15 protein-coding genes are annotated in these 13,002 nt (G+C 65.6%); 3 read left to right on the forward strand and 12 right to left on the reverse strand.

The window, feature by feature from the left end; all coding sequences use genetic code 11:
- The first annotated feature begins 85 nt into the window (after window positions 1–85).
- On the forward strand, window positions 86–811 hold the full coding sequence (ubiG, locus tag BMY30_RS00585; RefSeq protein WP_089709705.1) for a bifunctional 2-polyprenyl-6-hydroxyphenol methylase/3-demethylubiquinol 3-O-methyltransferase UbiG: 726 nt from the start codon (window positions 86–88) through the stop codon (window positions 809–811).
- On the forward strand, window positions 811–1,485 hold the full coding sequence (locus BMY30_RS00590; protein WP_089709706.1) for an HAD family hydrolase: 675 nt from the start codon (window positions 811–813) through the stop codon (window positions 1,483–1,485). The genes ubiG and BMY30_RS00590 overlap by 1 nt, the downstream gene beginning before the upstream one ends.
- Before the next feature lie 36 nt (window positions 1,486–1,521).
- Here BMY30_RS00590 and BMY30_RS00595 read toward each other — a convergent pair whose 3' ends face one another.
- From BMY30_RS00595 to BMY30_RS00650, 12 genes are all read right to left on the reverse strand, one after another.
- Window positions 1,522–2,286: a YciK family oxidoreductase gene (locus BMY30_RS00595; RefSeq protein ID WP_089709707.1), complete on the reverse strand. Its 765-nt coding sequence runs from the start codon at window positions 2,284–2,286 to the stop codon at window positions 1,522–1,524.
- Window positions 2,287–2,303: 17 nt separating this feature from the next.
- On the reverse strand, window positions 2,304–3,083 hold the full coding sequence (gene ybgF / locus BMY30_RS00600; RefSeq protein ID WP_089709858.1) for a tol-pal system protein YbgF: 780 nt from the start codon (window positions 3,081–3,083) through the stop codon (window positions 2,304–2,306).
- Between the two features lie 29 nt (window positions 3,084–3,112).
- Complete coding sequence (gene pal / locus BMY30_RS00605) at window positions 3,113–3,658, reverse strand: peptidoglycan-associated lipoprotein Pal (protein WP_089709708.1); 546 nt, start codon at window positions 3,656–3,658, stop codon at window positions 3,113–3,115.
- Window positions 3,659–3,681: 23 nt separating this feature from the next.
- Complete coding sequence (gene tolB, locus BMY30_RS00610) at window positions 3,682–4,971, reverse strand: Tol-Pal system beta propeller repeat protein TolB (protein WP_089709709.1); 1,290 nt, start codon at window positions 4,969–4,971, stop codon at window positions 3,682–3,684.
- Window positions 4,971–6,071, reverse strand: coding sequence for a cell envelope integrity protein TolA (gene tolA / locus BMY30_RS00615; protein WP_089709710.1), 1,101 nt, complete (start codon window positions 6,069–6,071; stop codon window positions 4,971–4,973). Before tolA ends, tolB begins: the two co-directional genes overlap by 1 nt.
- A gap of 9 nt (window positions 6,072–6,080) precedes the next feature.
- Window positions 6,081–6,521: a protein TolR gene (tolR, locus tag BMY30_RS00620; RefSeq protein ID WP_089709711.1), complete on the reverse strand. Its 441-nt coding sequence runs from the start codon at window positions 6,519–6,521 to the stop codon at window positions 6,081–6,083.
- Between the two features lie 13 nt (window positions 6,522–6,534).
- Complete coding sequence (gene tolQ, locus BMY30_RS00625) at window positions 6,535–7,224, reverse strand: protein TolQ (protein WP_089709859.1); 690 nt, start codon at window positions 7,222–7,224, stop codon at window positions 6,535–6,537.
- Window positions 7,225–7,271: 47 nt separating this feature from the next.
- Window positions 7,272–8,288: a Holliday junction branch migration DNA helicase RuvB gene (gene ruvB, locus BMY30_RS00630; RefSeq protein WP_089709712.1), complete on the reverse strand. Its 1,017-nt coding sequence runs from the start codon at window positions 8,286–8,288 to the stop codon at window positions 7,272–7,274.
- A 44-nt stretch (window positions 8,289–8,332) separates the two neighbouring features.
- Entirely contained in the window at window positions 8,333–8,947 is a 615-nt protein-coding gene (ruvA, locus tag BMY30_RS00635; RefSeq protein ID WP_089709713.1) for a Holliday junction branch migration protein RuvA, read from the reverse strand.
- A gap of 155 nt (window positions 8,948–9,102) precedes the next feature.
- Entirely contained in the window at window positions 9,103–9,642 is a 540-nt protein-coding gene (ruvC, locus tag BMY30_RS00640; RefSeq protein ID WP_089709714.1) for a crossover junction endodeoxyribonuclease RuvC, read from the reverse strand.
- Between the two features lie 124 nt (window positions 9,643–9,766).
- The gene (aspS, locus tag BMY30_RS00645; protein WP_089709715.1) at window positions 9,767–11,548 is read right to left on the reverse strand and encodes an aspartate--tRNA ligase; all 1,782 of its coding nucleotides are present in this window, start codon (window positions 11,546–11,548) and stop codon (window positions 9,767–9,769) included.
- A 50-nt stretch (window positions 11,549–11,598) separates the two neighbouring features.
- Window positions 11,599–11,853, reverse strand: coding sequence for an FmdB family zinc ribbon protein (locus BMY30_RS00650; RefSeq protein ID WP_089709716.1), 255 nt, complete (start codon window positions 11,851–11,853; stop codon window positions 11,599–11,601).
- A 212-nt stretch (window positions 11,854–12,065) separates the two neighbouring features.
- Between BMY30_RS00650 and BMY30_RS00655 the strand changes: the two genes are divergently transcribed.
- Window positions 12,066–13,001 carry a D-2-hydroxyacid dehydrogenase gene (locus BMY30_RS00655; RefSeq protein WP_089709717.1) on the forward strand — a complete coding sequence of 312 codons (936 nt, stop codon included), beginning with the start codon at window positions 12,066–12,068 and terminating at the stop codon, window positions 12,999–13,001.
- Window position 13,002 lies beyond the last annotated feature (1 nt).

A 13,002-nucleotide genomic window follows, 5' to 3' on the forward strand; every position in this document is an offset into this window, starting at 1 on the left:
CCCGGGAGCGGGTACAATGCTCAATGATACCGGACCGAGCTCGGCCTGCCAGCGTGTCAGGTCGGCAACTTCATGGAGACAGTAGATGAGTGCAAGCCACCCGGAAGCGGACAACGTCGACCAGACGGAGATCGCCAAGTTCGACGCCTTGGCCGATCGCTGGTGGGATCCGCAAGGCGACTTCAAACCGCTCCACGACATCAATCCGCTGCGCCTGGACTTCATTGATGCCCGGGCCGGACTGGCCGGGCGACGGGTACTCGACGTGGGCTGTGGCGGTGGCATCCTGGCCGAGGCCATGGCGCATCGTGGCGCCGAGGTCACCGGCATCGATCTGGGCGAGGCGCCGCTGGCCGTGGCCCGGCAACACGCCAAGGAGAACGGACTGGCCATTGGCTACCGCCATGTCAGCGTCGAGGAGATGGCCGCTGCCCAGCCCGGTGAGTTCGACGTGGTGACCTGCCTGGAGATGCTCGAACATGTGCCGAATCCCGGCTCGGTGATTCACGCCTGCGCCACCCTGGTCAAGCCTGGTGGCCAGGTGTTCTTCTCGACCCTGAACCGCAATCCCAAGGCCTACGCGCTGGCGATACTCGGCGCCGAGTACCTGCTGCGCATGTTGCCTCGTGGCACCCACGACTATCGGCGTTTCATCCGTCCCTCTGAGCTGGCCGGCTGGTGTCGCGAGGCGAGCCTGGAGGTTCGTGAGCAGAACGGCCTGGTCTTCAATCCGCTGACCCGCCGCTATGCCCTGTCGGCGCGCGATGTCTCGGTCAACTACCTGATGCATTGTCGCCGAGCGGCGGCGTGATGACCGGAGACCTCCCCCAGGCCCTGCTCTTCGACCTGGACGGCACCCTGGTGGACACCGCGCCGGACCTGGCACGGGCCACCAACGCCCTGCGTCACCATCATGGGCTGTCCGCACTACCCTATGCGGTGATCCGTGCCCAGGTCTCCAACGGCGGCAGTGCCCTGGTGACCCTGGCCCTGGGTCTCGACAAGGAAGCTGAGGGCCATGCCGAGGCGCGTACCTTTCTGCTCGAGGCCTATGGTCGGGCGATAGCCGAGGAGAGCCGCGTCTTTCCCCCGCTGGAGCGACTGCTCGCCGACTGGGAGGCAAGCGCCCGTCCTTGGGGAATCGTTACCAACAAGCCCCGGGCCTATGCCGCACCCCTGGTCGAGGCGCTGAGACTTACCCCCGGCGCCCTGCTCTGCGCCGATGACCTGCCGGTCAAGAAACCCGATCCCGAGCCCCTGAGGGAGGCAGCGCGGCGTCTTCAGGTGACACCTGGCGACTGCTGGTATATCGGCGATCACCAACGTGACATGCAGGCCGCCCGCGCGGCCGGTATGCTTGCGGTGGCAGTGGGCTACGGCTATATCGAGGAGGGAGACGACTATCGGGGATGGCCGGCCGACCTGTGGTTCGATACCACCGAGGTGCTGGTAGCGGCATTGCGAGGTATCAGCCAGAAGGCGTAGATGTTAGCGCCGCGGGCGGCCCCGGGGACCTTTCTCTCAACCCTGCTTGGGCGGCTGAGCGTCGAACCTCTCGCCGTTGTGGCCCTGGCTGTCCGGCCCCATCAGCCACAGATAGGTGGGCATGATCTCCTCGGGCGCGCGCAGCGTCATCTCGTTCTCTCCCGGATAGGCGGCCTTGCGCATGGCGGTTCGCGTCGCCCCTGGGTTCAGGCTGTTGACGCGCAGGGTGCCCAGGTGTTCGACCTCGTCGGCGAGCACCTCGACGAAGCCTTCGGTGGCGCACTTGGACACCGCATAGGCCCCCCAGTAGGCCCGGCCACGGCGCCCCACGCTCGAGGAGGTGAACACTACCGAAGCGTCCGGCGACTTCTTGAGCGACGGCAGCAGGGCCTGGGTCATCCAGATAGGGCCGTTGATGTTGACCTGCATCACCTGCTCCCAGAGTTCGGGATTGTATTGCTCGAAGGGCGTGATGCGGCCGAGGATGCCGGCGTTGTGCAGGATACCGTCGAGGCGCCCGAACTCCTTGTCGAGGGTCTCGGCCATGTCATGGTAGTCCTTGAGCGTGGCACCCTCGAAGTTCAGTGGGAAGATGGCCGGCTGGGGGCCCCCGAAAGCCTCGATCTCGTCGTAGACCTTCTCCAGCTTGGCAGTGGTGCGTCCGAGCAGGATCACGGTGGCCCCATGGCCGGCGAAGGCCAGTGCCGCGGCCCGACCGATGCCGTCACCGGCACCGGTCACCAGGATGATGCGGCCATCTAACAGGTCGGCTGTAGGCCGGTAGTCGATCTTGCAGGTCATCACGGTTCCTCTGTCCCTCAGTTGCCTGCCTGGCGCAGGAAGTCGTCGGCCAGCCCGGCGGCGCTGCTGTCGGGATGCTCCTCGCGCACGCGGTCGAGTAGCGCACGGCTCTCTTCCGGGCGTCCCTGGCGAGCTTCGAGCAGCCCCAGCTTGTAGAGGGCGTCGGGCACTTTGCTGCTCTCGGGGAAGTCCTGCAGGACCCGCCGGAAGGCGGCGTCGGCGGCATCCAGCTCACCCTCGGCCGAGTGGAGCTCGCCGAGCCAGTAGTGGGCGTTGGCGGTCAGGCGGCTATCGGGATGCTCGCTGACGAAGGACTCGAAGGCACTGATGGCCTGGCCGAACTCGCGGGCCTGGACGTGCGCGAAGGCCGCCTGGTAGGCGGACTGTGCTTCGGGATCGTCGACGCTCTGCGAGGGAGCCTCGGCGACCTGACGGATGCTCTCCTCGTCCACGGCCGGGGCGGCCTGATCGACCCCGCTGCTCACCGCCATCAGGCGATCCTCGATGTCCAGATATTGCTGGCGGGTCTGACGACGCAGTTGCTCCAGCTGGTGGCGCAGTTCCTCCACCTGGCCGCGTAGCTGGCGAAGCTCTTCCTGGTGCTTCTGCACCTGGTTGAAGATCACCAGGCTGCCGCCGGCCTCCTCGCGAGTGGCCGCCTGGTCATAGAAGCTAGCGGATCCGGAACGCCCGGTGAGGTCCTCCACCACCGGCTGCTGTGCCAGGAGTGGCGCCGCTACGGTCAACGGGAGCACCAGGGCTCCCGCACCGCACAGTCTCTTCAGACCGTGTCTCATCATTCTCTCCCTCTTGGTGTCGGCCCGGCTCAGTAGGCGAAGACCACCCGCCGGTTCTGGGCGTAGGCTTGCTCGTTCTGGCCGCGAGCTGCAGGCCGCTCCTCGCCGTAGCTGACCACCTCGACCTGGGAGGGGGACACGCCCTGGACGTTGAGGTAGCTCGCGACCGCGTCGGCACGACGCTCACCCAGCGCCAGGTTGTACTCGCGGGTGCCACGCTCGTCGGTGTGACCCTGCAGTACGACGCTGGCGCTGGGGTTAGCGCGCAGGAAGCGGACATGGGCGGTCAGCACCGGCTCGAACTCGCTGCGAATGGCGTCACTGTCGTACTCGAAGTAGATGGTGCGGGTCTGCGGGATGCGTCCATCGGCATCGATTCTCTGGCCATCTCGTCCGTCACGGTCGCCATTGACGCCGCGGCCGTCGGCACTGCCCGTGGTGATACCGCCACGGTCGGTGCCACCGGCGCTTCCCGTCAGGTCGCCGTCCTGACCGCCCCCCGTGCTGGAACAGCCGGCCACGAAGGCCAGAGACAGGGTGATGGCCAGAGTTCTGGCATAGGGCTTGATCTGCATCGTGAAACTCCTTGTTGGCTGCATCAGTTCAGAAACGGTGACCATGCGGGTTCGCGGACATCACCCTGAGCCGCCGGCAGGCGGAAGGAGGCGCGCCCATCGGCGGAGATCCCACCCAGCACCCCACTCCCCCCCTGCTGGGTGGCGAAGATTACCATGGTGCCATTGGGCGCGACACTGGGAGATTCGGCATGCCCGATTTCGGTCAGAGCTACCAGACGACCGCTTTCCAGATCCTGGCGCGCTACCTGGAAGCCTCTGTTACCCCGGTGGATCAGGAAGATCGCCTCGCCGTCCGGTGCAAAGCGTGCCCGCGCATTATAGTTGCCGGTGAAGGTGAGGCGTTCCGCCTCGCCACTGCCCAGGTCGAGACGGTAGATCTGCGGGCCGCCACTGCGATCCGAGGTGAACAGCAGGCTGCGACCATCCGGCGACCAGGCAGGCTCGGTGTCGATGCTGGAATTGTTGGTGACACGCCGGACATCACGCGAGCCGATATCCATCAGGTAGATATCGGGCTGGCCATCCTTGGAGAGCGACATCGCCAGGCGGCGACCATCGGGTGACCAGGCTGGCGCGCTGTTCAGCCCCTCGAAGGAGGTAGCCCGCACGCGCCGGCCCGAGGCAAGATCCTGGATATAGATCGCCGGGCGCTCGGTCTCGAAGGAGACGTAGGCCAGCTTACCGCCATCCGGCGACCAGGCCGGTGACATGATCGGCTCGTCGGACGAGAGGATCTGCTGGCTATTGCGGCCATCGGCATCGGATACATGGAGGGCATACTGTGTATCGTCACCGATGCCACTGGAGGTCACGTAGGCGATGCGGGTCGAGAAGGCCCCCCGGATGTCAGTGATCGCCTCAAAGACCTGATCGCTGATGTAGTGAGCAGCATCGCGCAGCCCTTGGCCACCGGATGTCACGGTCTCGCCGAGCATCTGACGCTCACCGCTGATGTCCATCAACTCGTAGCGGATGCGGTAGTCATCGCCATCGCGACTGATCCGCCCCACCACCAGGTAGCGAACGTCCAGGGCACGCCAGTCGCCATAGAGGACCTCCTCGCTCGAGGAGGGGAGTTCGAACATGGCGCGACGTTCCAGCGGCTCGAAATAGCCGCTGCGCTCCAGGTCATCGGAGACGATCTGGGCAATGTCCTGAGGCAGGTCTTCGCCGTCGGCAAGGGGCACGATGGCTATGGGGGTGGCACGGTCGCTGCCACGGGTAATCTCGATGGTCAGGTCGGCGGCCTGTGCGAGGCTGGTAAACAGCATCAGCATGACAGCCAGCCAGGTTGTCTTCAGTAAGTTCATCAGCGGATATCCCCCGGTCGGAATCGCAGGTTGAATTGTCGGTAGTCGCGCTGGGCCGACGCCGGTAACTGGCGAAGCTCAGCGAAAGGCGCGGCAGCCTCCACGGCCTGGACCGCGGAGCGGTCGAAGGCGTTATTACCACTGCTCTGACCAATGGTAGCCGCGAACAGCTCCCCTGAGGGGCCAAGTCGCACCGAGATTTCGGCGGTGGCCCCATCGGGCACGTTAGGGGGAATCACCCAGGCCTGCTCCACCGCACGGCGCACAAGGTTGATGAAGCTGTTGGCCGCTTCGCTGGCCTGGCGGGCATTGGCCACCCGTTCTTCGGATTCCTGAATAAGGCGCTGCATTTCCGCTTCCTGCCGTTCTCGATCAAGCCGGGCCTGTTCCTCGGCCTGGCTCTGACGTTCGGCTTCTGCCTCGGCCTGGCGCTGACGTTCGGCTTCTGCCTCGGCCTGGCGCTGACGTTCGGCTTCCGCCTCGGCCTGGCGCTGGCGTTCGGCTTCCGCCTCGGCCTGGCGCTGGCGTTCGGCTTCTGCTTCGGCCTGGCGCTGACGTTCAGCTTCCGCTTCGGCCTGACGCTGGCGTTCGGCTTCTGCTTCGGCCTGACGCTGGCGTTCGGCCTCTTCCTGGCGGCGTCGCTCGGCCTGTTCCTCACGTTCACGGGCCTGCTGCTCGGCCTGTTCGGCGCGACGGGCGGCTTCCTCCTCGGCGGCCCGACGAGCCTCCTCGCGAGCCTGTGCCTCTTCCTCTTCCTGGCGTAGGCGTTCTGCCTCCATCTCGGCCTGGCGAGCGGTTTCTTCGGCGGCCGCCTCGGCTTCCGCCTGGCGAGCGTCTTCTGCGGCTTCTTCGGCGCGCGCCTCAGCGGACTCTTCCTCTTGCTGGCTGGCCGCCGCCCGGGCGCGGGCCTCCTCGGCACGCTGGGCCCGGTCGGTGGTGGTCTCAGTGCTGACGAGCGTCGCCTGAACGATAGTGCTGCTCTGCGGCTCTATCTCCCGCTCGGGAAAGCGGATCACGCTGGCCACCAAGATCGCCAGGTGGAGGGCAACGGCGAGCACCAGCGGCAGGCCATAGCCCACGCGTCGGTCATATCTGGCCATGTGGGCTCCTCAACTGTCCCCGGGAGGCGGTTCCGAGATCAGCCCGACATTGCTCACCCCAGCGGTCTGCAGCGTGCTCATCAGCGTCACCACCTGGCCATAGGGGACATTGCGATCGCCGCGCACCATCACCGGGGTGCCCGGCTGACGCTCCATCAGGATGATCACTCGCTCGCTGACCTCATCCAGGCTGACTGGAGTCTTGTCCTCGCCAAGGGAAATGTAGTATTGGCCATCACGATCGACCGAGACGATGATCGGCTCACGGTCCTCTGTCTCCTCGATGGGCTCGGAACTGACCTGGGGCAGGTCGACCTGTACGCCCTGGGTAAGCATGGGCGCGGTGATCATGAAGATCACCAGCAGCACCAGCATGACGTCGATGAAGGGCACGACGTTGATCTCGCCCATAGGCTTGCGACGCCCGCCACGATTGAAGGGTCCTAGCATGAAGGCCTCCCCCTCACTCGGTGCCGGGGTCGGCCCGACCCTGCAGGTTGCGGTGCAGGATGGAGTGGAACTCCTCGGCGAAGTCCTCGTACTTGCCCAGCAGGCGGCTAGACTCGGCAGAAAGCCGGTTATAGAAGATCACCGCGGGAATCGCCGCGAACAAGCCCATGGCGGTGGCGATCAGCGCCTCGGCGATCCAGGGGGCCACGGTGGACAGCGTCGCCTGCTGTGTCATGGAGAGCGACTGGAAGGAGCCCATGATGCCCCAGACGGTCCCGAAAAGCCCAATGTAGGGGCTGGCCGAGGCGACCGTGGCTAGGAATACCAGGTGCAGGCTGAGACGGTCTTCCTCCCGGGACCAGGCCACGCGCATGCTGCGCTGGACGCCCTCGAGGATCGCCTGGGGACTGCGAGTCTTGGCCAGCAGGCGGTTGAACTCGCGGAAGCCGGCGCGGAAGACGTGTTCGGCGCCCTGGGTGTCCTGCTCGGCGGGCGTTTCACGATAGAGATCGTTGAGGTCGACGCCGGACCAAAAACGGTCCTCGAAGGCACGGTGTGCCTTGCGCGCCCGGCGCATCACGAAGGTGCGCTGGAAGATCACCACCCAGGAGAGGATGGAGCCGATCACCAGGATCAGCATCACCATCTGCACCACGCCGCTGGCGTTCATGATCAGGTGGGGTATGGACATCGAGTCGTTCACGGGCATCCTCGTCGGTCTTGGTGAGTCGTCACGGGAGTGGGTGTCGGCTAGTCGGGCGCCCGCTCATGAGGCGCCAGGTCGAAGTGTTCCCAGGCCTGACGGGTCACCACCCGGCCACGGGCGGTGCGCATCATCAGACCCTGCTGGATCAGGTAGGGTTCGATGACATCCTCGATGGTGTCGCGCTCCTCGCCGATTGCCGCGGCAAGGGAGTCGATGCCCACAGGACCGCCGTCGAACTTCTCGATCATCGCCAGCAGCAGGCGACGATCCATGTGATCGAGACCGTGGTGATCCACGTGGAGCATGTTCAGGGCCAGGTCGGCGATCACGGCATCCACTCGACCCTCGGCACGCACCTCGGCAAAGTCGCGCACCCGGCGCAGCAGCCGGTTGGCGATACGTGGAGTACCCCGGGAACGGCGCGCGACTTCCATGGCGCCCTCCCGGTCGCTCTCGACCCCCAGCAGTCGCGCCGAACGCACGACGATCTCGGTGAGCTCGTCAATGCTGTAGAACTCCAGGCGCTGGACGATGCCGAAGCGGTCGCGAAGCGGCGAGGTCAAGAGGCCCGCCCGGGTGGTGGCGCCGACCAGCGTGAAGGGGGGAAGATCCAGCTTGATCGAGCGTGCCGCCGGCCCTTCACCGATGACGATATCGAGCTGGAAATCCTCCATGGCGGGATAGAGGATCTCCTCCACCACCGGCGACAGGCGGTGAATCTCATCGATAAAGAGCACATCGCCGGGTTGCAGGTTGGTGAGCATGGCGGCGAGGTCGCCCGCCCGCTCGAGCACCGGCCCCGAGGTAGACTTCAGCCCTACGCCCATCTCGGCGGAGATGATATTGGCGAGCGTCGTCTTGCCGAGTCCCGGCGGGCCGAACACCAGGGTGTGGTCGAGGCTCTCCTCGCGGCCTCGGGCGGCGCTGATGAAGATATCGAGCTGCTCGCGCACCCGTGCTTGGCCGATATAGTCCACCAGCCGCTTGGGACGGATGGCATGGTCGACACTGCCCTCCCCCTCGCGGGGATCGGCGGCGATCAGGCGATCAGTCTCGAGCATCGCGACCATCCTGCATCAGGTGAAAGCGTGGACATGACATCGGTTCAGCCCGCCAGGCGGCGGGTCAATGCTGCCTTGATCATCGCCTCGGTGGAACCGGACTCTTCCAGGCCGACCAGCATGCGCGCTGCCTCGGCGGGCTTGTAGCCCAGGCTGACCAGGGCCGCCTCGGCATCGGCGATGGGATCCGCGGCACCGGAGGACACGCTACCCAGGGTACCTTTGGAGCCGACGGCCAGCTCACCCGGCTGTTCCCAGTGGGGAAAGCGGTCACGCATCTCGATGATCAGCCGCTCGGCGGTCTTCTTGCCCACCCCGGGCAGCCGGGTCAACGCCTTGACGTCGTCGTCCATCACGCAACGCACGAAGGCGTCCTCATCCATGCCGGAGAGGATACCCAGGGCCAGCTTAGGGCCGATACCATTGACCTTGATCAGGGCCCGAAAGAGTGCCCTCTCCTGCTCCCGGGCGAAGCCGTAGAGCAGGTGGGCATCATCCCGAATGGTCAGATGGGTATAGAGCGATACCGGCTCCCCGGTACTGGGCAAGGCCACCAGAGTCGTCATGGAGGCTTCCAGCTCGTACCCGACACCGGCCACGTCCACCACCATCCAAGGGGGCTGTTTCTCGAGCAGGGTGCCCCGCAGACGTCCTATCATGGAAATTCTCTATCCCTCAGGGGGTGAGTTAGGGCATTGAGGCCATCACGGCCCGCGGGGCCGTCGTCGAGCCACTATACTGTTCGCCCGTGCCGCATGCCAGCCCGCGGGAACAGCGTTCGACAATGCTCCACCGCCACTTGGCGGCAACAACGTCACGGGCGGAAGTCTCGCCAGGAGCCTCCCTTGCGGCGACTGCGATGCCCGCCATAGCTTCCCTCTCGCACCAGTCCCAAACGGGCATGGGCATGGGTGAGCGCAATGGCCAGGGCGTCGGCGGCATCCGCTTGCGGCGTGGCCGAGAGGCCGAGGATCGCCGTCACCATGTGCTGCACCTGAGTCTTTTCGGCGTTGCCGCTGCCGGCCACTGCCTGCTTGATCTGGCGAGGGCCGTACTCGCTGACCGGCAGGCCATGATTGGCGGCACAGACGATGGCCGTGCCGCGGGCCTGGCCAAGCTTGAGGGCAGAGTCGGCATTCTTCGACATGAACACCTGCTCGATGGCGAACTCCCCGGGAGCATGCACCGCGATCAGTTCGCTGATCCCGGCATAGACCTGCGCCAGGCGCTGGGCCAGGTCGTCAGCCTGGATGCGGATGCAGCCGCTGGCCACGTAGCGCGGCGTAGGCGTGGTGACATCCAGTACCCCGTAACCGGTGATCCGCGAACCGGGGTCAATGCCGAGGATCAGCATCCACGAGCGTCAGTCGAGCGGGTCGAGGACATCGTCGGTGAACTCCGCGTTGATAGAGTGAGATTCTGGACATGACACCGGCGCCCTGAGGCGCCGGTGGGATGACATCGGCTCGGGATCGCCGTCACTCGCCGGCGGTTTCCGCCTTGGCCTTCTGCCGCAGCCGGATGTTGAGCTCCTTGAGTTGCTGGGCATCGACTTCGCTGGGTGCGTCGGTCATCAGGCAAGCGGCACTCTGGGTCTTGGGGAAGGCGATCACTTCGCGAATGCTGCGTGCCCCGGTCATCAGCATCACCAGACGGTCGAGGCCGAAGGCCAGGCCGCCATGGGGCGGCGCGCCGTATTGCAGGGCGTCGAGCAGGAAGCCGAACTTCTCCCGTGCCTCCGCCTCGCCGATGCCGAGCACCTCGAGCACCGCACTCTGCATGGCACGGTCGTGGATACGGATCGAGCCGCCGCCCAACTCGGTGCCGTTGAGTACCATGTCGTAGGCGCGAGACAGTGCCGCCACCGGATCGGCCTTGAGGGTTTCCACGTCGCAGGCGGGGGCAGTGAAGGGATGATGCAGTGCCTGCATGCGGGCGCTGCCGTCGTCCTCGAACATCGGGAAGTCGACGACCCACAGCGGCGCCCAGTCGCGTGTGTAGAGGTTGAGGTCCTCGCCGAGCTTGACGCGCAGGGCACCGAGTGACTCGTTGACGACGCGCGCCTTGTCGGCACCGAAGAAGACGAGGTCGCCATCCTCGGCGCCGATACGGTCGAGCAATTCCTCGACCACGTTCTCCATGAACTTGACGATGGGCGACTGCAGCCCCTCGAGGCCCTTGCTGCGGTCGTTGACCTTGATCCAGGCCAGGCCCTTGGCGCCGTAGATACCGACGAACCTTGTGTACTCGTCGATCTCCTTGCGCGACAGGCCGGCGCCATTGGGTACCTTGAGCGCGGCCACGCGACCGTCGTCGGCGTTGGCCGGGCCGGAGAACACCTTGAAATCGACCTGCTTCATCAGATCATCGACATCGGTCAGCATCAGCGGAATGCGCAGGTCAGGCTTATCGGAACCATAGCGGCTCATCGCCTCGTCCCAGCCCATGCGGGGGAAGACCGGCAGCTCGACGTCGAGCACCTCCTTGAACAACTGGCGGACCATCGCTTCGGTGATCGCCATGATGTCCTCCTCCTCGACGAAGGAGGCCTCGAGGTCAATCTGGGTGAACTCGGGTTGGCGGTCGGCGCGCAGGTCCTCGTCGCGGAAGCACTTGGCGATCTGGTAGTAGCGGTCGAAACCCGACACCATCAGCAGCTGCTTGAACAGCTGCGGCGACTGCGGCAGGGCGAAGAAGCTGCCCGGATGGGTGCGGCTGGGCACCAGGTAGTCGCGGGCCCCTTCCGGCGTGGCGCGCGTGAGCACCGGTGTCTCGATGTCGAGAAAGCCCTCTCCCTCGAGGAAGGCGCGCACGCTGTGAGTGATACGCGAACGCAGCCGTAGCTTTTCGACCATCTCGGGACGGCGCAGGTCGATGTAGCGGTGCTTGAGACGCACCTCCTCCCCCACCTTGCCATGTTCATCGAGCTGGAAAGGGGGCGTGGCGGCAGTGTTGAGCACCTCGACCTCGCTGGCCAGCACCTCGATCAGCCCCGTGGGCATCTTGGGGTTCTGGGTGCCCTCGGGGCGCAGCCTGGCGCGGCCGGTGATGCGCAGTACGTACTCGTTGCGGGCACTGTCCGCATTGGCGAAGGCCTCGGCGGTATCGGGGTCGACCACGACCTGGGCGATGCCGTCGCGATCACGCATGTCGAGGAAGATCACGCCCCCGTGGTCACGGCGGCGATGGACCCAACCGCACAGGGTCACCGTCTGATCCACCAGGGTCTCGTTCAGCTGGCCGCAATAATGGCTGCGCATGTCAAATCCTGTTTTGTTGCATGAAAGGGGGAAAGGCGGCGTCGGGCGGCTCAGGCCGCCGCCCCGTCCTTGCTCGGCGCCTTGTCGGCCTTGCCGCCTTCGCCGGCCAGGTTCTTCTTGCTGCCGGTCTTGAAATCGGTCTCGTACCAGCCGCCGCCGGCCAGTCGGAACCCGGCGGCGGAGATCAGGCGGCTGAGCTCGTCCGCCTCGCAGGCCGGACAATCTTTCAGCGGCTCAGCGCTGATCTTCTGAAGCTTCTCCAGGCGGTGGCCGCAAGCCTTGCACTCGTATTCGTAGATGGGCATGGTTTGATCACTCCCGATGTACTGACATGTCCCATGGGTCAAGCACGAGCAGGGGAATCCACCGCCTCGCGCTTGCATTGTGCGATATTGGGCTGGCCCGCGGATAATCCAAGCCTGCCCGAAAGCCGGCTATTATAGCCTGTCGCGTCGGGTAAGGCCCAGCCCTGCCGTGGCCTGTTATCCGACTCGTCTGCATCGACAAGGAGCATCGCATGAAAGCCGTCATTCTCGACGCCGCCAGCCTGGGTCCCGACATCGACCTGGCACCGATCCGCCAGCGTCTCGACACCCTGGATGTGCATGACCTGAGCACGCGTGAACAGGCCGCCGAGCGCATCGGCGGCGCCGAGGTAGCCATCGTCAACAAGGTGGTGCTCGATGCCGAAACCCTCGACGCCCTGCCCTCGCTCAAGCTGATCTGCGTGCTGGCCACCGGCACCAACAATATCGACATGGCCGCGGCCGAACGCCTGGGCATCGCCGTGAAGAATGTCACCGCCTACGGCACGGCCAGTGTGGCCCAGCACACCCTGATGTTAATGCTGGCTCTGGCCACCCGACTGCCCCTCTATCAGCGCGACGTTGCCGAGGGGCGTTGGAACGACAGCCCCTTCTTTTGCCTGATGGATCACACGACCCTGCAGTTGGAAGGCAAGCGGCTGGTGATCGTCGGCCAGGGGGAACTGGGCTCGAAGGTGGCACGTCTTGCCCAGGCCTTCGGCATGCATGTCGATTTCGCCGCACGACCTGGCAACGAGATCCATGACAGCCGCCCTGGCCTGCGTGAACTGGCGCCCGAGGCGGACGTGATCAGCCTGCACTGCCCCCTAACCGAGGCCACCCACCACCTGGTGAATACCGAACTGCTGGCCACCCTCAAGCCGGACGCCCTGCTGGTCAACTGTGCCCGGGGCGGGATTATCGACGAGGAGGCGGCTCTCGAGGCCCTGCGCCAGAACCGCCTGGGCGGGCTCGGCGTCGACGTGCTGCCCAAGGAGCCGCCTCGCGAGGGCCATCCGCTGCTCGATGCCTTGGGCGAGCCGCTCAATCTGATCGTCACGCCGCACAACGCCTGGATCACCCCCGAGGCCCGCCAGTGCATCGTGGCCCTCACCGCCGACAACCTGCGTGACTGGCAGGAAGGCTGAG

Source organism: Halomonas daqiaonensis (genome assembly GCF_900109725.1).
GTDB lineage: Bacteria > Pseudomonadota > Gammaproteobacteria > Pseudomonadales > Halomonadaceae > Halomonas > Halomonas daqiaonensis.